Source organism: Aliirhizobium sp. YIM B11859, from assembly GCF_057163345.1.
The window spans coordinates 182,364-201,161 of sequence record NZ_JBXHAY010000009.1 but is presented as its reverse complement, the minus strand read 5'-3'; the positions used below and the strand labels follow the sequence as shown (position 1 = coordinate 201,161).

Annotated in this window: 16 protein-coding genes; 9 read left to right on the top strand and 7 right to left on the bottom strand. The window is 60.6% G+C overall.

All coding sequences use genetic code 11. From position 1 onward, the window contains the following. Nucleotides 1-360: 360 nt before the first annotated feature. From hrpB to AC2GXZ_RS27420, 3 genes are all read left to right on the top strand, one after another. Nucleotides 361-2,844 carry an ATP-dependent helicase HrpB gene (gene hrpB, locus AC2GXZ_RS27430; protein WP_483762406.1) on the top strand — a complete coding sequence of 828 codons (2,484 nt, stop codon included), beginning with the start codon at nucleotides 361-363 and terminating at the stop codon, nucleotides 2,842-2,844. 69 nt (nucleotides 2,845-2,913) lie between these two features. Beyond that, complete coding sequence (locus AC2GXZ_RS27425; protein ID WP_483762405.1) at nucleotides 2,914-4,233, top strand: ActS/PrrB/RegB family redox-sensitive histidine kinase; 1,320 nt, start codon at nucleotides 2,914-2,916, stop codon at nucleotides 4,231-4,233. Nucleotides 4,234-4,296: 63 nt separating this feature from the next. Then, nucleotides 4,297-4,872 carry an ActR/PrrA/RegA family redox response regulator transcription factor gene (locus AC2GXZ_RS27420; protein WP_483762404.1) on the top strand — a complete coding sequence of 192 codons (576 nt, stop codon included), beginning with the start codon at nucleotides 4,297-4,299 and terminating at the stop codon, nucleotides 4,870-4,872. A 15-nt stretch (nucleotides 4,873-4,887) separates the two neighbouring features. On the opposite strand, the gene AC2GXZ_RS27415 is transcribed toward AC2GXZ_RS27420, so the two are convergent. After that, nucleotides 4,888-5,376 (bottom strand): MmcB family DNA repair protein, encoded by a 489-nt coding sequence (locus AC2GXZ_RS27415; RefSeq protein WP_483762403.1) that lies wholly within the window; start codon nucleotides 5,374-5,376, stop codon nucleotides 4,888-4,890. A 174-nt stretch (nucleotides 5,377-5,550) separates the two neighbouring features. On the opposite strand from AC2GXZ_RS27415, the gene AC2GXZ_RS27410 reads away from it, so the two are divergent. Then, a complete protein-coding gene (locus tag AC2GXZ_RS27410; RefSeq protein WP_483762402.1) occupies nucleotides 5,551-6,222 on the top strand; it encodes a L,D-transpeptidase in 672 nt (223 codons plus the stop codon). 160 nt (nucleotides 6,223-6,382) lie between these two features. Here AC2GXZ_RS27410 and AC2GXZ_RS27405 read toward each other — a convergent pair whose 3' ends face one another. The 6 genes from AC2GXZ_RS27405 to hslV form a co-directional block, all read right to left on the bottom strand. After that, nucleotides 6,383-8,563, bottom strand: coding sequence for a malate synthase G (locus AC2GXZ_RS27405; RefSeq protein WP_483762401.1), 2,181 nt, complete (start codon nucleotides 8,561-8,563; stop codon nucleotides 6,383-6,385). Between the two features lie 113 nt (nucleotides 8,564-8,676). Further along, a complete protein-coding gene (locus AC2GXZ_RS27400) occupies nucleotides 8,677-10,677 on the bottom strand; it encodes a hydantoinase/oxoprolinase N-terminal domain-containing protein (RefSeq protein ID WP_483762400.1) in 2,001 nt (666 codons plus the stop codon). Nucleotides 10,678-10,733: 56 nt separating this feature from the next. Next, nucleotides 10,734-12,152: a cytochrome P450 gene (locus AC2GXZ_RS27395; protein ID WP_483762399.1), complete on the bottom strand. Its 1,419-nt coding sequence runs from the start codon at nucleotides 12,150-12,152 to the stop codon at nucleotides 10,734-10,736. 44 nt (nucleotides 12,153-12,196) lie between these two features. After that, nucleotides 12,197-13,132, bottom strand: coding sequence for a DUF1402 family protein (locus tag AC2GXZ_RS27390; RefSeq protein WP_483762421.1), 936 nt, complete (start codon nucleotides 13,130-13,132; stop codon nucleotides 12,197-12,199). Between the two features lie 204 nt (nucleotides 13,133-13,336). Then, a complete protein-coding gene (gene hslU, locus AC2GXZ_RS27385; protein ID WP_483762398.1) occupies nucleotides 13,337-14,644 on the bottom strand; it encodes an ATP-dependent protease ATPase subunit HslU in 1,308 nt (435 codons plus the stop codon). Nucleotides 14,645-14,718: 74 nt separating this feature from the next. After that, on the bottom strand, nucleotides 14,719-15,243 hold the full coding sequence (gene hslV / locus AC2GXZ_RS27380) for an ATP-dependent protease subunit HslV (RefSeq protein ID WP_483762397.1): 525 nt from the start codon (nucleotides 15,241-15,243) through the stop codon (nucleotides 14,719-14,721). Nucleotides 15,244-15,469: 226 nt separating this feature from the next. Here hslV and hisB point away from each other — a divergent pair, with 226 nt between their 5' ends. Genes hisB through hisF form a run of 5 tightly spaced genes read left to right on the top strand, consistent with a single transcriptional unit; the run spans nucleotide 15,470 to nucleotide 18,792 of the window. After that, nucleotides 15,470-16,078: an imidazoleglycerol-phosphate dehydratase HisB gene (gene hisB, locus AC2GXZ_RS27375; RefSeq protein ID WP_483762396.1), complete on the top strand. Its 609-nt coding sequence runs from the start codon at nucleotides 15,470-15,472 to the stop codon at nucleotides 16,076-16,078. A gap of 19 nt (nucleotides 16,079-16,097) precedes the next feature. Further along, on the top strand, nucleotides 16,098-16,580 hold the full coding sequence (locus AC2GXZ_RS27370; RefSeq protein WP_483762395.1) for a DUF2628 domain-containing protein: 483 nt from the start codon (nucleotides 16,098-16,100) through the stop codon (nucleotides 16,578-16,580). Beyond that, the gene (hisH, locus tag AC2GXZ_RS27365; protein WP_483762394.1) at nucleotides 16,580-17,230 is read left to right on the top strand and encodes an imidazole glycerol phosphate synthase subunit HisH; all 651 of its coding nucleotides are present in this window, start codon (nucleotides 16,580-16,582) and stop codon (nucleotides 17,228-17,230) included. Before AC2GXZ_RS27370 ends, hisH begins: the two co-directional genes overlap by 1 nt. A gap of 33 nt (nucleotides 17,231-17,263) precedes the next feature. Next, the gene (gene hisA / locus AC2GXZ_RS27360; RefSeq protein WP_483762393.1) at nucleotides 17,264-18,007 is read left to right on the top strand and encodes a 1-(5-phosphoribosyl)-5-[(5-phosphoribosylamino)methylideneamino]imidazole-4-carboxamide isomerase; all 744 of its coding nucleotides are present in this window, start codon (nucleotides 17,264-17,266) and stop codon (nucleotides 18,005-18,007) included. After that, nucleotides 18,004-18,792, top strand: coding sequence for an imidazole glycerol phosphate synthase subunit HisF (hisF, locus tag AC2GXZ_RS27355; RefSeq protein WP_483762392.1), 789 nt, complete (start codon nucleotides 18,004-18,006; stop codon nucleotides 18,790-18,792). The genes hisA and hisF overlap by 4 nt, the downstream gene beginning before the upstream one ends. The last annotated feature ends 6 nt before the right edge of the window (nucleotides 18,793-18,798 follow it).

The following is an 18,798-nucleotide window of genomic DNA, read 5'->3' as shown; positions in this document are numbered from 1 at the left end:
CCCAATCAGATATAACCAACTCTGTCGTGGTTTGCTACAGAACGAAAGAAACCGTCGCTAGCAGCGCCGCCGCCCTCGTTCAGTGAGCGGGTTATAGTTCCGCGGGCACCGATGAGTCAACAGCCATTTTCAAAAAAATGTCATTTTTCTCCAAGGCGATAGAGAGCCCCGCTCATCGCTTAAATTACGAGCATGCATATATTTTCAGCAGCATTTCGCGGCTTCTTATCCTTGCGGGATTGCGCGCAAATGTTATGGCATTCCGACCCAGGACCAATGCCCGCGGACCAAGAGGCAGGCCGGCATATAAGGTAACGGATCGCCCGGTTACGGATAACAATAAGACGGACAGGCAGCGGCATGCCCAGCAATGACAACACTCATAAAGACCTGGCGAGACTCGGCCTGCCTATATGCGAGGTGCTGGCAGATCTCGCTAAAGCCCTGCGACACATGAACAGGGCCGTGCTGTCAGCGCCGCCGGGTGCGGGCAAAACCACCGTCGTGCCGCTTGCCCTGATCGGCGAAGACTGGTGCCGTGGAAAGATCATCCTGCTTGAACCACGGCGGCTTGCGGCAAGGGCAGCGGCATCGCGTATGGCGACGCTGCTGAACGAGGCCGTCGGACGCACTGCCGGATACCGTATGCGGCTGGACACGCGAATTTCGGCAGGCACACGGATTGAAGTCGTGACCGAAGGCGTGTTTTCCCGCATGATCCTCGATGATCCCGAACTTGCCGGTGTTTCGGCGGTGATCTTCGACGAATTCCACGAACGGTCGCTCGACGCGGATTTCGGCCTGGCGCTTGCGCTCGACGCGCAGTCGGCGCTGCGGGAGGATCTGCGCATCCTGGTCATGTCGGCGACACTCGACACCGATCGTATTGCAGCGCTTCTCAACGGCGCGCCGGTGATCAGCAGCGAGGGACGGAGTTTTCCGGTCGAGATCCGCTATCGCGAGCGCAACCCGCAGCAGCCCATAGAAGATATGGTGACCCGGGCGATCGAGGCCGCCCATGACGAGGAAGACGGATCGATCCTCGCCTTCCTGCCGGGACAGGCAGAGATAAGGCGGGTTGCCGAGAGATTGCAAGGGCGGTTTGGCCCAAACACCGTGATTGCGCCGCTGTTCGGCAATCTGTCACAGCAGGAGCAGGATCTCGCCATCCGGCCTGCAGCAAAAGACAAGCGCAAGATCGTGCTGGCGACATCGATCGCCGAAACCTCGATCACCATTGACGGAGTGCGCGTCGTCATCGACAGCGGGCTGCAGCGGCTGCCGGTCTTCGAACCTTCAACGGGCATGACGCGACTCGAAACGGTGCGGGTATCACAGGCATCGGCCGACCAGCGTGCCGGCCGTGCCGGCCGCACTGCGCCCGGCATTGCCATAAGGTTGTGGCATGCGGGGCAGACGGCGGCGCTTGCACCGTTTACACCGCCGCAGATTCTCGCGAGCGATCTTTCCGGCATGGTTCTCGATCTCGCCCATTGGGGTGTCGTCGATCCATCGACGCTTGCCTTCCTTGATCCTCCGCCCGGCCCGGCGCTTGCCGAGGCACGCAACCTGCTGCAACTGCTCGGAGCGCTGGACGAAGACGGAAGGCTGACGGCCAGCGGCCGGCTGATCCGCGAGCTGGCACTGCCGCCGCGGCTTGCGGCAATGGCGCTCCGTGCCGACGAAGAAGGACGCGGGCGCGAGGCAAGCGAACTTGCCGTCCTGTTGACCGAACAGGGGCTCGGCGGAACCGATATCGATCTCGACGAGCGGATGCGCCGGTTCCGGATGGATCGTGGCGAAAGAGCGCTGGCAAGCCGGGGCCTTGCCGAAAAGATCGCCCGCGAGCTGCCGCATGGCGGACGCTCGGGCGAACGCGGCCAAGCCGGATCGCTGCTTATGCGTGCCTATCCCGACCGGATCGCGTTGCAGCGCGGCGGCCGCGGACGCTTTATCATGGCCAATGGCCGGGGTGCCGAACTGCCGGAGACCGAACGGCTCGCAAGCGCGCCGATGCTGGTGATCGCCGATGTGGCAGGCCGGGCGGCGCGGCCCCGTATCCTCGCCGCCGCCCAGGTGACAAGGGCGGAGGTGGAGGCCGCAATGGGGGGAGCGGTCCGATCAATCGACGAGTGCTTTTTCGATCCGGCAAGCCGTCAGGTCCGGGCGCGCCAGGTGACGCGGCTCGGCGCCATCGTCTTTTCCGAGACGCCATTGCCGAGACCAACCGGCATACAGGCTGCACGCGCCCTTGCCGAGGGTGTCGCAGAGGTCGGCCTGCAGGCCCTGCCGTTCTCGAAGGAGGCTCTTCAATTCAAGGAAAGACTGGGCTTCCTGCATCGTTCGATCGGCAAGCCCTGGCCGGATGTCAGCGACGAAGCGCTGCTCTTGCGTCTCGAGGACTGGTTCGTTCCCTTTCAGGGCGAGGTCTCCGGTCTTTCGGCCATTTCGTCGGCGTCCCTGTCGGAGGGGCTGCGTTCGCTGGTGCCGCACGATCTGTTGCGAGACATCAACCGGCTCGTACCGACACATTTCGAGGCGCCGACCGGCCAGCGCCATCCGATCCAGTATGAAGGAGACGAGCCGATGCTGACCATCCGGGTGCAGGAACTGTTCGGGCTCAAGGCTCATCCTTGCGTGGCAGGCGGAAGGCTTCCGCTGCTGCTGGAATTGACATCGCCGGCACATCGCCCGATCCAGACGACGCGGGATCTGCCCGGCTTCTGGTCTGGGTCGTGGAAAGACGTCCGCTCGGAGATGCGGGGGCGCTATCCAAAACATCCATGGCCAGAAAACCCGGCGGATGCCGTAGCGACGCATCGTGCAAAGCCGAGGGGCACGTGACAGGATGTCACGTCTCTTCAGGCATTCAGCCGATTTATGAGCATGGGACAAAGCGGGAAACGAAAAACGATGGCGCAAGACACGGAAACAGCTTTAACCCTCGAAGGGCAGTTCGGCCATTCAAGCCGGCGCATCCGCCTGGAGACATTGATCAGACTGCGCTGGCTTGCAGTCGCGGGACAGAGCCTGACGGTTCTGATCATCTGGGCCATTCTCGACTTTTCGATGCCGATCGTACAGGCCGCGATATTGATCGGCGCATTGGCGGTGGCGAATCTCATCCTGTCATCATGGTTTCCCGCCACCCACAGGCTCGGGCCGAAATCGGCGCTCGCCCTGCTCTGCTTCGACCTTCTGCAAATGGGCGCCTTGCTGTTCATCACCGGCGGGCTCGGCAACCCCTTCGCGCCGCTTATCTGCGTCCCCGTGATCATCGCCTTTGCCTCACAGCCGCTCAATCACTCGCTGATCCTGCTCGTCTTTGCCCTTTTATGCACGACGGCCCTGACCTTCTCGCCCTATCCGGTGCCCTGGTATGCGGGCGAACATCTTCGCATCCAGCCGATGATGCAGCTCGGCGTGTGGTCCGCCATCGCCTCAATGATGGTGTTCGCCGCGTTTTACGCCTACCGGGTTTCCCATGAGGCGAGCCTGCTTGCCGATGCGCTGGTTGCCACCGAAATGGTGCTGGAGCGGGAAAAACATCTCGGGCAGCTCGACGGCCTTGCTGCGGCTGCCGCCCACGAACTGGGAACGCCGCTTGCCACGATCAGCGTCGTTGCCAAAGAAATGCAGCGCGAACTGGGACATGACGAGCGTTTCAGCGAGGATCTGCAGCTTCTGCGCAGCCAGAGCGAGCGATGCCGGGATATTCTGCGGCGACTGACATCGCTTCCGGCCGAAGGCGAGGAACACATGCGCCGCCTGCCGCTGTCCTCCATGATGGAGGAGGTCATCGAACCCCACCGGCAGTTCGACATCGACATCGAACTGGTCGAGAAAAACGATGGCCGGCCCGAACCGGTCGGTGTCAGAAATGCCGGCATTCTCTACGGGCTCGGAAACCTGATCGAGAATGCCGTCGACTACGCCAAGAACCAGGTCACCATATTCGTCGAATTCGATGATCAACGAGTGGCAATCGTGATAGAGGACGATGGCCCCGGTTATTCCGCCGACGTCCTTTCGCGGATAGGTGAGCCCTATATGACCTCACGGACCCGTGAGAGAAGCGAACACGCGGGAGGCCTTGGCCTTGGACTGTTCATCGCCAAAACCCTGCTGGAGCGTTCCGGTGCCCTGATCCGCTTCGGCAATCGCGACGATGGCAAAGCCGGAGCACGCGTTCGAATAGAGTGGCCAAGATCGATAATGGACCGGCCAATTTGATCTGGCTCCAGTTTGATCGGCTCTGATATGCTAATGGGGATCCATCGATCCCGGAGAATAGAGATGGAAACAATACTGCAGCAGTCCAATCCTCAGACCGAGGACTATATCGGTTCAGACCCCTCGCTGTTGATCGTCGATGACGACGGGCCGTTCCTGCGTCGTCTGGCACGGGCCATGGAAACGCGCGGCTTCGCGGTCGATGTTGCCGAAACGGTGGCGGACGGTATCACCAAGGTCCGCCAGCGGGCGCCGAAATACGCGGTCGTGGATCTTCGGCTCGGCGATGGCAACGGCCTCGATGTCATCGAGACGATCAGGCAGTTCCGCACCGACACGCGCGTCATCGTGCTGACGGGCTACGGCAATATCGCAACGGCCGTGACTGCAGTGAAGCTCGGAGCCGTCGATTATCTGTCCAAGCCTGCCGATGCTGACGACATCTTCAACGCATTGACGCAACGGCCCGGTGAAAAGGCAGACCTGCCGGAAAATCCGATGTCGGCCGATCGCGTCCGGTGGGAGCATATCCAGCGTGTGTATGAAATGTGCGAGCGCAACGTTTCGGAGACAGCACGCCGCCTCAACATGCATCGCCGGACACTGCAGCGTATCCTGGCCAAGCGGGCGCCGAAATAAGGCGCCTGCCAAAGGCTAGACATCGTCGAAGCTCCTGCCGGTCGACCATTCCGCCATCATCAGCCTGAGCGCGGCGGCGCGCGCGAAATCAAGCATCAACGCTTTCCGGCTGGCCGGGGCAAGCTTGTGCAGCGGCGCCTCGCGCAGCAGTTCTGCGCCATAACCGTCTGAGAGAAGCAGACCGCAATCTTGCGGGAAGATGTCAAGCGGCACATCCTGGTGCGTGGCGAAGATCAGCCGGTCGCAATGGGCGCGATATTCCGGCCATTTGCGATCCACCCGGAAATCCTCGATCGAGGTCTTGATCTCGACGATCCAGATCTCGCCCTTTTCCGAGACCGTGACGAGATCGGCGCGCCGACCGCTGGGCAATGCCATTTCGGGCAAAATGACATGCCGCATGTCATGAAGCAGGATCTGCGCCCCCTTGCGCACCATCATGGCGCGGGTGGACTGCCTTCCATCGACCAGCGGATTATCGTTTACCACGCGTAATATCGTCATTCCCGTCTCCCGCCAGAATTACAAATGTTGCAAAAAGACCATGGCCTTGCCAATTCGTCCTCTGCCTGACGGCAAGGCGCCACGACAACTTGCCAATAACAATCGAATGGAAAATAACGTTTTCCAAGGCGATGTGACGCCCATTTCAATCGATTCGTTCATCAAGAGACATCCATGCGCTTCCGCACCAGCATGATCGCACTCGGCCTGTTGGCATCCGCTGCCCTGGCCGGCTGCTCTACCACGTCCCAGACTGCCCAGGCCGACGTTCCGGTTCGGGTCGAGACAGCCCAGATATTCACCGATTCGTACGGTTCTGTGACGGATGCAGGCTATACCCTGCCGGCAATCCCGATCAACCGGGTCAAGAGCGAGTTCGTTCGCCAGATCGTCAATTACGAGACGACGGAAAAGCCGGGTACGGTCATCGTCAATACGCGCGAACGTCACCTTTACTACATCATGCCGGGCGGTCGTGCGATGCGTTACGGCATCGGCGTCGGCAAGCAGGGCTTTGCATGGTCGGGCACAGCCTATGTCGCCTGGAAGCAGGAATGGCCGAATTGGCATCCGCCGAAGGAAATGGCTGCCCGCAAGCCTGACATTGCCAAATATGTCGAGAACGGCATGGGTCCGGGCCTGTCGAACCCGCTTGGCGCGCGCGCCATGTATCTGTTCAACGAAAAGGGCCAGGACACGCTGTTCCGCCTGCATGGAACGCCGGAATGGGCCTCCATCGGCACGGCCGCTTCTTCCGGCTGCATTCGGCTGATGAACCAGGATGTGATTGATCTCTACAGCCGCGTTCGCCCCGGCCACCAGACGAAGGTTATCGTCATCCAATAAGGACGACGAAGTTCAATTGAAAAAGCCGCCGAGGATATATCCCGGCGGCTTTTTTGTTGGCCGGATCATGTCATCAAACCGATGACATGATCCGGCTCCTTGTTTTACCCAATTCCTGACGCGAAACCGCTGCACAGTTTCGCTGGAATTACTTGGCGGATCAGCCGGCTTTCGCCTTCAGCTCCAACCGGCGGCGGTGCAGGACCGGTTCGGTATAGCCGTTCGGCTGTTCGCGGCCCTTGAGCACCAGATCGAGGGCTGCCTGGAAGGCGATCGAGGCATCGAAGTTGCCGGCCATCGGTCGGTAGAGCGGGTCGCCGACATTCTGACCATCGACCACTTTTGCCATGCGCTTCATCGTCTCGATGATCTGGTCTTCGTTGACGACCTTATGGTGTAGCCAGCTCGCCATATGCTGGGCCGAGATACGCAAAGTGGCGCGGTCTTCCATCAGTCCGACATCGTTGATATCCGGCACCTTGGAGCAGCCGACGCCCTGATCGATCCAGCGCACGACATAACCAAGAATGCCCTGGGCATTGTTGTCGAGTTCACGCTGGATTTCCTCCGGCGTCCAGTTGGGACGTGGTGCAACCGGCACGGACAGGATGTCCGAAAGCCTGGCCCGAGTGCGGCTCCTCAGGCTTTTCTGAACCTCGGCAACGTCGACCTTGTGATAATGGGTGGCGTGCAGGGTGGCAGCCGTCGGCGACGGCACCCAGGCGGTGTTGGCGCCTGCCTTCGGATGACCGATCTTCTGCTCCAGCATCGCCGCCATCAGGTCCGGCATGGCCCACATGCCCTTGCCGATCTGCGCATGTCCCGAAAGACCGCATTCCAACCCGATATCGACATTCCAGTTTTCATAGGCCGCGATCCAGGCCGCCTGTTTCATGTCACCCTTGCGGATCATCGGCCCGGCTTCCATCGATGTGTGGATCTCGTCGCCGGTGCGGTCGAGGAAGCCGGTATTGATGAAGGCGACGCGGTCGCTGGCAGCGCGGATCGCCTCCTTGAGGTTGACAGTGGTGCGGCGCTCCTCGTCCATGATGCCCATCTTCATCGCGTTCTTCGGCAGGCCGAGCGCCTGTTCGACACGGGTGAAGATTTCGGCGGCGAAGGCGACTTCTTCCGGCCCGTGCATCTTCGGCTTCACCACATACATAGAGCCGAGCCTCGAGTTCTTCCGGCGCCCGTGATGGCCGCCCGACCGCCCGATATCGTGGATGGCAATCAGCGCCGTGACCATCGCATCCATGATGCCTTCCGGCACTTCCTCGCCGCCGCGATCGAGGATTGCGGGATTGGTCATCAGGTGGCCGACATTGCGCACCAGCATCAGGGAGCGGGATCTGAGCTCGAAGGAAGAGCCATCGGGAGCCGTGTAATCGAGGTCAGGATTGAGCTTGCGGGTGAAGGTCTTGCCGCCCTTCGACACGGGTTCGATGAGGTCCCCCTTCATCAGGCCGAGCCAGTTACGGTAAACCGCGACCTTATCCTCGGCATCGACAGCGGCGACAGAATCTTCGCAGTCCATGATCGTGGTGATCGCCGATTCGGCCCGGACATCAGAGATGTTGGCCGGATCGGCCTTGCCGATCTCCGTCGTCGGATCGATCAGGATCTCGACATGGAGGTTATTCTTCCGCAGCAGGATCTGTTTCGGAGCGCCCGGCTCCCCTAGATAGCCGGCAAACTGCGAAGGATCGCTCAAGCCCGTCGTCTGGCCACCGAGCAGCGTCACAAACAGGGCGGCGGAATCGATCCTGAAAGATGCAACGTCGTTCCAGCCGGCGCCGGAAAGCGGTGCGGACTGATCGAGAAAATCACGCGCCCAGGCGATGACCTTCGCGCCGCGCGCAGGGTTATATCCCCTGCCCTTTTCGGCGCCGTCGGTTTCCGGAATGGCATCGGTGCCGTAAAGCGCATCATAAAGCGAACCCCAGCGGGCATTGGCAGCGTTGAGGGCATAACGAGCGTTCATCACCGGCACGACCAGTTGCGGTCCGGCGATCCGAGCGATTTCCGGATCGACGTTTTCGGTCGAGACCTTAAAATCCGGCCCCTCGGGCAGAAGGTAACCGATCTCGCGCAGGAAAGCCTCGTAGGCAGCAAGATCAACCGGGGCGCCGTTCTGCCTGTACCAGGCGTCGAGCTTTTCCTGGAAGGCATCACGCTTTTTCAGAAGCGCGCGGTTCTTCGGTGCCAGGTCATGCACGATCCTTGAGAACTCCGCAAAGAAGTGGTCGGTATCGACCCCGGTATCCGGTAGAGCCTCATCCACGATAAACGTGTAAAGCTGCTCATCTATCTGCAGACCGGCGATATCCTTGCGGGCCATGCGGCTCCTCCCTCAGATGTTTTTGGTTTTCCGTGAGCGTCACATTGCGCGCGACATATCGGGTGTCAATGCACCGAAAGCCGAAGACGGTTCGGCTGACGCTGCCGCAGGGATCATTCCCCATGGGTCATTCTGGGGCGACCCGTCGCGACGGCGGTTATCCGCGCTTCAACCAGTTTTCTGGAGCCCTCCACCTCGGGCGCAGAGATCTCGTCTTCGACGGAAATGACGATGTCAGCGGCTCCTTCCTGGCGTGCTTTTTCACGAGCCGCGGCCACAGCCCGGTCACGCGCGGTTGCAAGCGCCCGGGTTTCACCGACCACCGTGGCGGTTGCACCGGCACCGGCGATGACATAAATCCCCTCTTCCGGCGAAGTGATCGTCACCACAGCAACGGCGCGGATCTGGCCAACGACGGCACCGATCGCATTGGCTACATCGGCATCTGCCGGGATGACGGCACGGGCACCGAGCATGTCGGCGATCGCAGGGTAATAAACCGGTGCCGAGGCGCCAAGCCCGACAAGCGGGCGGTCCAGCGTCACGGAAAAGCGTGTTATGCCCGGCACCCGTCTCAGCGCACGGTCGACCGCCAGCGATACCGCCGGGTCGATTGCGCCCGCGCCATCTTCCGAAAGGCAAGCGGCAAGGATTACCTCGGAGGATTGCCGGGTCAGGCGATCGACGATATTGCTGGCCAATTCTTCGGCAGACGCCGCGATCTCGCGTCCGGCACCATTTTTCCGGCGGGCCGCGATCTGCAAGCCAAGCCGGGCTGCATCGGCATTCCATTGGTTCTGACGCCCCAGAACATGCAGCGCATCGGTTGGCGTGATGCCACTCAGATGCACGAGCCCACGACCGACCAATCTGTCGAGTACCGCCTTTTGGGAATTCATCGTCAGCAGTGTGTTCAGCGTGACGGGCACCAGTCCGATCCGAGCCAGAAGCGCCTGTTCCTGAGGCTGGAGACCTTCGGCGTCGCCTGCCGAAATCCGCACCGCAAAACGACCATCGTGGCGGCCGGCATGGCTGGCACGAAGCTGGATGTCCAAGGCCTGCAATATGCTTTCACCGTGGATCGCCGCGATGAGACCAAGCGGGAGGAGACGCCGCGGCCCGAGCGTGATCTTCGCCTCCAGTCCCCGCTCGTCAACATGAACTTCCGAATCACCACCAAGTCCATAGGTACTCAGCGCCACCGCCTCGACCATCGTGTTGTGACCGCCGACATTTGCTCCGTCAGGCGCCAGCTTCGGCCGACCACCCTGCAGAACGGCAATATCGGTCGTCGTGCCGCCGATATCGGAGACGACTGCTTCGTCCAGCCCGGTGAGATACCGGGCGCCGACGAGGCTTGCGGCAGGGCCGGAGAGAATTGTCTCGATCGGACGCAGACGCGCTTCGGCGGCGGACATCAGCGCTCCGTCGCCGCGCACGACCATCAGAGGTGCAGCGATGCCGGATCTGTCGAGAAAATCCTCTGTCGACCCGATCAAACGATCGATAATCGATACCAGCCGTGCATTGAGAAGCGTCGTCAGCGCGCGGCGGGGACCTCCGAGCTTCGACGACAGTTCGTGGCTGCAGGTGACCGGCTTGTGACTGAGTTGACGAATACGATCCCTCACCCGGATTTCGTGAGCCGGATTCCGGACGGCAAAATAACCGGCGACGGCGAATGACGACACGGTTGCACCGAGTGCCTCGATCGCATTGTCGAGCGCGGCCATGTCGAGCGGCGTCTCGTTGCCATGAACGTCATGCCCGCCGGGAAGAAAGATTACCGGATCGGTGCCGAGCGCTTCCGAAAGGCCGCCGCGGGCGATATCGGCCGGACCGAAACCGATCATGACAAGAGCCGCCCGGCCTCCCTGCCCCTCCACCAGCGCATTGGTCGCAAGCGTCGTCGAGAGCGAAACCATGGCGATATTGGCCGACAAAATTCCGCTTTTTTCCAGCGCCGCACCGACCGCGCCAGCCACGCCCTCGGATAGATCATGCCGCGTGGTGAGTGACTTTGCCTTGGCAATCACCCCCTCATCTTCGCGGAAAAGAACGGCATCCGTATAGGTGCCACCGGTATCAATGCCTAGAAGAAGAGGTGACGCCACGTGAGGGTCCTGAAAAAATCACTTCACCTGAATGAATAACCTATGGCGGGGATCGATCAATTGTTCATTGAAGACGCCGACTGTCTAAAGCTGACGCGCATCGGCATGCCGTCGCGCGGCTGGGTCGTCAGTTTCTGTACCGGCCAAACCTCGGTATCCGGCAAGCTGTCGAAACGATAGCGCTTCATCATTACGGCGAGCGCGATGACCGCCTCCTGCATGGCGAAGGTGGCGCCGATACAGGTGCGCGGGCCGGCACCAAACGGCAGATACTGGAAACGGCCGATCTTGCCGCGGTTCTCCGGCAGGAACCGTTCCGGCAGGAAGGCACGCGGCTTTTCCCAATAGAGCTCGTGGCGATGCAGGGTCCAGGGCATGACGAGGATGGTAACACCCGCCTCGATCTCGACAGTCTTGCCGGTCGGGCTCGTCCATTTGTCAGCGTTAATGGCTGCCCGGTTCAAAGACGGTGCCGGCGGGTAAAGCCTCAATGCCTCTTCGAAGGAGGCGTGTACCCAAGGCATCAGCTCCAGCCATTCCACCGGTTCCGCGCCGCTTGCCAAGACCTGATCGATCTCTGCCTCCATCTTTTCGCGGACATGCGGAGAGTGAGACACGCAATACAGGGTCCAGGCGAGCGCGCGGGCCGTCGTTTCATGGCCGGCGCCGATGAAGGTCAGGATATTGTCCTCGATCTCTGCCATCGACAGCCCATCCGGACCTTCGAGTTGCAAAAGCAGGGTGAGGAAATCCTGAGGGATGTCGTCGGGCGTCTCGCGCATCCGGTTCTTGCGTATCAGCATGGTCTCGGCGACGATGTTGCGGAATTTGTCGAGGACCTTGCGACCGCCGATGCGGGTCAGCCGCGGCACCCAGGGCGGTGCGCGCATCAGGTCCATCGGATCGACGCGGCCCATCCGGTGAAGCAGGCTATCGACGTCGTCGGCGACGCTGCCCTTCTCGCCGGCGATCTCACCGGAGAAAAGCGTCTCCGAGAGAAGAGCATAGGTGAGTTCCGTCATGTCGACGGAAATATCGTGAACAGCACCGGCTGCTGCCCCTGCCTGATATTTCTCGACATATTCCTCTGATTTCACCAGCATCTGACCAGCAAAACCGCGCGAATGACGAGGCGTGAAGACGGGCGCCATTGCCTTGCGCGAACGTTTCCAGACCGGGCCCTCCGCAGTCAGAAGGCCGTCACGCAGAATCGGTCGCAAAATCAGCTGACGAACTTCGGCCATTTCGTAATTGGCGGAATTGTCGACCAGGACGTGGCGGATGAGCCCCGGATCATTGACGATCAGCGTGCGTTCCTTGAAGAATTTCGTGTCGATCCAGGGAAGCGTGAAGGACATCTCGCCCCACAATTCCAGCGGATTGCGCAGCGCAGTCGAGATGATGCCCCAGCGCGAAAGCGGTCGCGTGTGCGGGATCGGGGCCGGCGGCACAAAGGGGTCGGGGCGCATGTCCATGACCAACCTTCCTCTTCAGTTCCTGATCCGAAGGATATCTGGCTTCAGAGCAGCGATTTCAACTCGTTGATCCTGTCGTTGACGAGCCAGCCGTAATAATTTTCCTCCGGCAGTCCACCGCGCGCCTTGAGCGCTGCGGCGCGCTGTACCGATCCGCCGGTATTGTAGAGCGTTGCGGTGATGCCGGGATTGCGCGAGATATCGACATCGGCGATCGATTTATAGTCATCGATCGACCGTCGGATGTTGGCCGCCATGTAAGCCAGGGACTTGTCCGGATCCATGATCGCGTCATAGACCTCGGCAGCCTTTTTCTCGTCGAGCTTCGGAAAACCGGACGTGCGTGCGACGCTGTCGGACAGCATCAATGCGGTCAACGGATTGATCTGGCCGAGCCCGAAGGTCTGGCCGGCATAAAACGGCTGAAAGAAAACGGCGCTGAAGCGGTTGTCGGGGTAGGACGTGCCATCGACCCTTTCACCGCGGAAGGTCTTGTCCCAGACGTTTTCGCGGCAGGTCCAGAGCCTGTAGGAATCCGTATATTCGGCACATCTGGCAAATTGCGGACGGGAGACGAACTGATCGATGCTTTCGTCGCCGTAAGCAAAACGAAAACGCTCGCCGGCATAGGCCGCCGCCTTGATGTAATAGGTCTGCAGGCGATCGTAGGCATCGACGTTATAGGTATGCTCGCCGACGATCGCACCGATGATATGAACCGGATCGATGCCATAGGCGGAAGCGGTCAACTTGATCTTGCCGATCAGCTGATGGTCGGATGACAGGAGCTCGATGACCTTGTCATACTTGTCGTCGAACGTGGTGCGACCTGCACGAGTACGGCGCACGGAGGCGCCCGGAATTTTCGGCTGAACCGTATTGCGATTGCCTTCCGGCACAATTGTCATGGCAACGGCCGGGACCGAAGACGAAACCGCCCAGGCGACGGTGAACAGCAATGCAATCAGGATGCGTTTCAAGATTTCCGTGTCCCAGCATTTGGCCTGCGCCAGTTTCGGCTCCAGAGGCTGTGACAAGTCAAATCATGGAGCGGCCCGCACATTCGCGAAAGCGCGCCACCCTTACGTGAAGAGATGCTGTAATGTCGAGAGAAAGACGTTCAAAATAGCGTCAGGTCGGACATATGTGGCAGCCGGACGTTGCCCGGCTGCCACGCAAGGCGACTAGAGAATATAACGGGACAGGTCCGTATCGGCGGCCAACTCACCCACATGCTTGCGGACATAGTCGGCATCGATCGTCACCGACGTACCGCCCTGGTCCGGTGCCGTGTAGGAAATTTCATCCAGCACACGCTCCATCACGGTCTGCAGGCGGCGAGCGCCGATATTCTCGACGGACGAATTCAGGTGTACGGCGACATCCGCCAATGCGTCGATCGCATCCTCGGTGAATTCGAGCGTCAGATCTTCCGTACCCATCAGCGCCTTGTACTGGCGGATCAGGCTAGCCTCGGTTTCCGTCAGGATGCGACGGAAGTCCTCCTTGGTCAGCGGCCGAAGCTCGACGCGGATCGGCAGACGACCCTGAAGTTCCGGCAGCAGATCCGAAGGCTTTGCCACATGGAAGGCACCCGATGCGATGAACAGGATATGATCCGTCTTCACCGGTCCGTATTTGGTTGAGACCGTCGTGCCTTCGACCAGCGGAAGCAGGTCGCGCTGCACGCCTTCACGTGAAACACCGGCGCCCATGCCGCCATCACGCGCCGCTATCTTGTCGATCTCATCGAGGAAAACGATACCGTCGTTTTCGACCGCGCGAACGGCCTCGCGCTGGATGACTTCATTGTCGATCAGCTTGTCGGACTCATCGCGGATCAGCTCGCCATAGGACTTGGAGACGGTCGTCTTGACCTTCTTGGTACGGCCGCCCATGGCCTTGCCGAACATGTCGGAAAGATTGAGTACGCCGACATTGGCGCCCGGCATGCCGGGGATCTCGAAACCGGGCATGCCGGATCCGCTGTCGGCCACCTCGATCTCGATTTCCTTGTCGTCCATCTCACCGGAGCGAAGCTTCTTGCGGAAACTGTCGCGGGTGGCCGGCGACGCCGTCGAACCGACAAGGGCGTCGAGCACGCGTTCCTCGGCACTCTGATGTGCCTTGGCCTGCACTTCCGAACGCTTCTTTTCACGTACCAGACCGATGCCGATCTCGACGAGATCACGGATGATCTGCTCGACGTCGCGGCCGACATAACCGACCTCGGTGAACTTCGTGGCTTCGACCTTGATAAAGGGCGCGCCGGCAAGCTTGGCGAGGCGACGAGAGATTTCGGTCTTGCCGACACCGGTCGGGCCGATCATCAGAATATTCTTCGGCATGACTTCATCGCGCAAGCTCTCGTCGAGCTGATGGCGGCGCCAGCGGTTGCGCAGAGCGATCGCAACAGCGCGCTTGGCATCATGCTGGCCGATGATGTGGCGATCGAGTTCGGAAACGATTTCGCGGGGAGAAAAATTGGTCATGACATCCTCTTGGCGTCCCAGGTTGGCCGTCCCGTTCAGGCCCGGCCAGTGAGGGATCCTCTTGCTGAAAGACTTTACTCGGCGTCGAGCGTTTCGACGATGAGATTGTGATTTGTGTAAACGCAGATATCGGCTGCGATATCGAGGGCCTTGCGGGCAACGTCTTCGGCAGACTTGTCGCCATCCATCATGGCGCGGGCCGCAGCAAAGGCATAATTGCCGCCGGAGCCGATGGCGATCGTGCCATGTTCCGGCTCGAGCACATCGCCGTTACCGGTAATGGCGAGCGTCGTCGACTTGTCGGCAACCAGCATCATCGCCTCGAGATTGCGCAGATACTTGTCGGTGCGCCAGTCCTTGGCGAGTTCGACCGCTGCACGCATAAGCTGGCCCGGATATTGTTCGAGCTTCTTTTCGAGACGGTCGAGAAGCGTGAAGGCGTCTGCAGTCGCACCGGCGAAACCGGCGACAACTTCGCCCTTGCCGATCCGGCGCACCTTGCGGGCATTGCCCTTCATCACGGTCTGGCCGAGGCTCACCTGGCCATCACCGGCCATGACCACCTTGCCGCCCTTCCGCACTGTAATAATCGTTGTCATTCAATACACCTGTCTGCCCCTCGAAAGCGGGCCCTTGATTGCGAGATCCCGCCAAACCCAATCGGGCTTTGCCGGGACCGTGTTGACACCTATGTAAGTGGCGAACCGCCGAATACAATCTCGCAACGGCCTGTCGACAAGGTGTCGCAAATGGCCGTGCTTTTGCTGGATATTTGCCGGGCCTGCTGGTAAGGAGCAGCGATCAAAAGCATTGGAGCAGACCCGTATGGGCGAGACGACAGCCAGACGCACGGGAAGCATTTCCCGCAAGACCAACGAGACTTCCGTCTCCGTTTCCGTCAATCTCGACGGCACCGGCGCGGCGAAGATCTCCACGGGAGTTGGCTTCTTCGACCATATGCTCGACCAGCTTTCGCGACATTCGCTTATCGACATGGATATCGACGTCAAAGGCGACCTGCATATCGACGACCACCACACGGTCGAGGATACCGGGATCGCGATCGGCCAGGCGATTTCCAAGGCGCTCGGCGACCGGCGGGGGATTACCCGTTATGCGTCGCTCGACCTTGCCATGGACGAGACGATGACAAAGGCCGCGATCGACGTGTCCGGCCGGCCTTTCCTCGTCTGGAACGTGACGTTCAGCGCCCCGAAGATCGGCACGTTCGATACCGAACTGGTGCGGGAGTTTTTCCAGGCACTGGCGCAGAATGCTGGGATCACGCTGCATATCCTGAACCACTACGGCGCCAACAACCATCATATAGCCGAGACCTGCTTCAAATCCGTGGCGCGGACCTTACGCACCGCAATCGAAATCGATCCGCGGCAGGCCAATCGCGTTCCTTCGACCAAGGGAACGCTTGCCTGACGCCTCCAGGAGATCATCCTTGAGAAGCTATCTCGTATTGACGCCGCCGGGCGGACCGGACCGGGAACACCGCTCCACTGTTGTTCTGCCCGACGGTTTTTCCTGGCTGGCACTGTTATTTCCCTGGATCTGGCTGATCTGGCATCGGCTCTGGATCGCGGGCGTCATCGCCTTTGCCGCGCAGACTGCAAGCGGGATGCTGATCAGCATGGACGGGCTTTGGCCGGCCGGCATACTACTTGGCTTTGCGACAAGTCTTTTCGTTGCCCTCGAAGGCCGCAATCTCTACGGCAACTCTCTTGTTCGCCGCGGCTGGGACCTGGATAACGTCATCAGCGCCGTGGACCGGCAGACGGCTGAAGAAATCTATTTCTCCAGCCTGCCGCAACCGGCATCTTCGCCTCTGCCGTCTTCGGCGGAATGGGCCAAAAACACAAAACAGCAGCCCGTATCGGGCTGGCAGGGTCCGGCTCTCGGACTTTTCGATCACGGAGGACGCTGATGCGCGTCGCAATCATCGACTACGGATCGGGCAATCTTCGATCCGCAACCAAGGCATTCGAGCGGGCAGCGCGTGAGGCCGGGATCGAGGCGACCATCGACCTGACCGACAGGCCGGAGGCGGTTGCCTCGGCCGATCGCGTGGTGCTGCCGGGCGTGGGCGCCTATGCCGATTGCCGGGCGGGGCTCAACGCTGTTTCAGGCATGCATGAAGCGCTGATCGACGCCGTCGAGAGCAAGGGGCGCCCCTTTCTCGGCATCTGCGTCGGCATGCAGCTGATGTCCTCGCGCGGGCTGGAAAAGACAACGACCGAGGGTTTCGACTGGATCGATGGTGATGTTGTCGAGATGACGCCGTCCGATCCGGATCTGAAAATCCCGCAGATCGGCTGGAATACGCTGACGCTGAACAGCCCTCACCCGCTGTTCGACGGCATTGCAACCGGACCGGATGGTCTGCATGCCTATTTCGTGCATTCCTATCATCTGGCGGCGACCAATCCGGCAGACGTCATCGCGACGACCGAGTATGGCGGCGCGATGACCGCCTTTGTCGGCCGCGACAACATGGCGGGGTCGCAGTTCCATCCGGAAAAAAGCCAAACGCTCGGCCTCGCCCTGATTTCAAACTTCCTGCGCTGGAAGCCGTAAGGCTCGCGTTCATTACCCAAGGACCAAGACGAAATGATCCTTTTTCCGGCTATCGATCTCAAGGACGGTCAGTGCGTGCGGCTCAAGCTTGGCGATATGGACCAGGCGACTGTCTATAATCCCGACCCGGGTGCCCAGGCCAAAGCCTTCGAAGACCAAGGCTTCGAATGGCTGCATGTGGTCGATCTCAACGGCGCGTTTGCTGGCGAGAGCGTCAATGGCGATGCCGTCGATGCCATTTTGAAGGCGACAAAGAACCCGGTGCAGCTCGGCGGCGGCATCCGCACGCTCGAGCATATCGAAAACTGGCTGAGCCGTGGGTTGGCACGCGTCATTCTCGGCACCGTTGCGGTGCGCGATCCGGCACTGGTCATCGAAGCCTGCAAGAAATTCCCCGGCAAGATCGCCGTCGGCATCGATGCCAAGGGCGGCAAGGTGGCGGTCGAGGGATGGGCCGAGGCTTCGGAACTCGGCGTGATCGAGCTGGCCCGGAAGTTTGAAGGGGCCGGCGTTTCGGCGATCATCTATACCGATATCGACCGCGACGGCATTCTCGCCGGGATCAACTGGGCATCGACGCTCGAACTGGCCGATGCCGTTTCAATTCCCGTCATCGCCTCGGGCGGCCTTGCTTCGCTCGACGATATCCGCCGAATGCTGCAACCCGACGCTGCCCGCCTCGAAGGAGCGATTTCCGGCCGGGCTCTTTACGATGGCCGCATTGATCCGGCAGAAGCTCTGGCGTTGATCCGCTCCGAGAAAGGTCGTGCAGCATGACCCTCAAGGCCCGTGTCATTCCCTGCCTCGACGTCAAGGACGGCCGCGTCGTCAAGGGCGTCAACTTCCTCGACCTCGTCGATGCCGGTGATCCGGTGGAAGCGGCGAAAGCCTATGATGCCGCCGGTGCCGACGAGCTTTGTTTCCTCGACATCACCGCGTCCTCCGACAATCGCGAGACGATTTTCGACGTCGTGGCCCGCACGGCCGAACATTGCTTCATGCCGCTTACCGTTGGCGGTGGCGTCCGGGCGGTCGGGGATATCCGCAGGCTTCTGCTGGCTGGCGCGGACAAGGTGTCGATCAATTCGGCGGCCGTGAACAACCCGGATTTCGTTTCCGAAGCCGCCGATAAATTCGGCAACCAGTGCATCGTCGTGTCGATCGACGCCAAGCGGCGCCTGAGGCAATCCGTTGGCGGCGACAATCGCTCCGAATGGGAAATCTATACGCATGGCGGTCGCAACCCGACCGGGATCGATGCGGTGGAATTTGCCCAGAAGATGGTGGAGCGCGGCGCGGGCGAATTGCTCGTCACGTCGATGGACCGCGACGGAACCAAGATCGGCTACGATCTGGAACTGACCCGCGCCATCGCCGATTCGGTTCGTGTTCCGGTGATTGCATCGGGTGGCGTCGGAGATCTCGACGATCTGGTTGCGGGCATCGCCGAAGGGCATGCTACCGCCGTTCTTGCCGCATCGATTTTCCATTTCGGCACCTATACGGTCGGCGAGGCCAAGCGCTATATGGCAGACCGTGGCATTGCCATGCGACTGGACTGAGGAGAC

Bases quoted from the DNA above. Each gene is read 5' to 3' on its own strand.
- hrpB (WP_483762406.1), top strand. From the start codon at position 361: ATGCCCAGCAATGACAACACTCATAAAGACCTGGCGAGACTCGGCCTG.
- AC2GXZ_RS27425 (WP_483762405.1), top strand. From the start codon at position 2,914: ATGGCGCAAGACACGGAAACAGCTTTAACCCTCGAAGGGCAGTTCGGC.
- AC2GXZ_RS27420 (WP_483762404.1), top strand. From the start codon at position 4,297: ATGGAAACAATACTGCAGCAGTCCAATCCTCAGACCGAGGACTATATC.
- AC2GXZ_RS27415 (WP_483762403.1), bottom strand. From the start codon at position 5,376: ATGACGATATTACGCGTGGTAAACGATAATCCGCTGGTCGATGGAAGG.
- AC2GXZ_RS27410 (WP_483762402.1), top strand. From the start codon at position 5,551: ATGCGCTTCCGCACCAGCATGATCGCACTCGGCCTGTTGGCATCCGCT.
- AC2GXZ_RS27405 (WP_483762401.1), bottom strand. From the start codon at position 8,563: ATGGCCCGCAAGGATATCGCCGGTCTGCAGATAGATGAGCAGCTTTAC.
- AC2GXZ_RS27395 (WP_483762399.1), bottom strand. From the start codon at position 12,152: ATGGACATGCGCCCCGACCCCTTTGTGCCGCCGGCCCCGATCCCGCAC.
- hslU (WP_483762398.1), bottom strand. From the start codon at position 14,644: ATGACCAATTTTTCTCCCCGCGAAATCGTTTCCGAACTCGATCGCCAC.
- hslV (WP_483762397.1), bottom strand. From the start codon at position 15,243: ATGACAACGATTATTACAGTGCGGAAGGGCGGCAAGGTGGTCATGGCC.
- hisB (WP_483762396.1), top strand. From the start codon at position 15,470: ATGGGCGAGACGACAGCCAGACGCACGGGAAGCATTTCCCGCAAGACC.
- hisH (WP_483762394.1), top strand. From the start codon at position 16,580: ATGCGCGTCGCAATCATCGACTACGGATCGGGCAATCTTCGATCCGCA.
- hisA (WP_483762393.1), top strand. From the start codon at position 17,264: ATGATCCTTTTTCCGGCTATCGATCTCAAGGACGGTCAGTGCGTGCGG.
- hisF (WP_483762392.1), top strand. From the start codon at position 18,004: ATGACCCTCAAGGCCCGTGTCATTCCCTGCCTCGACGTCAAGGACGGC.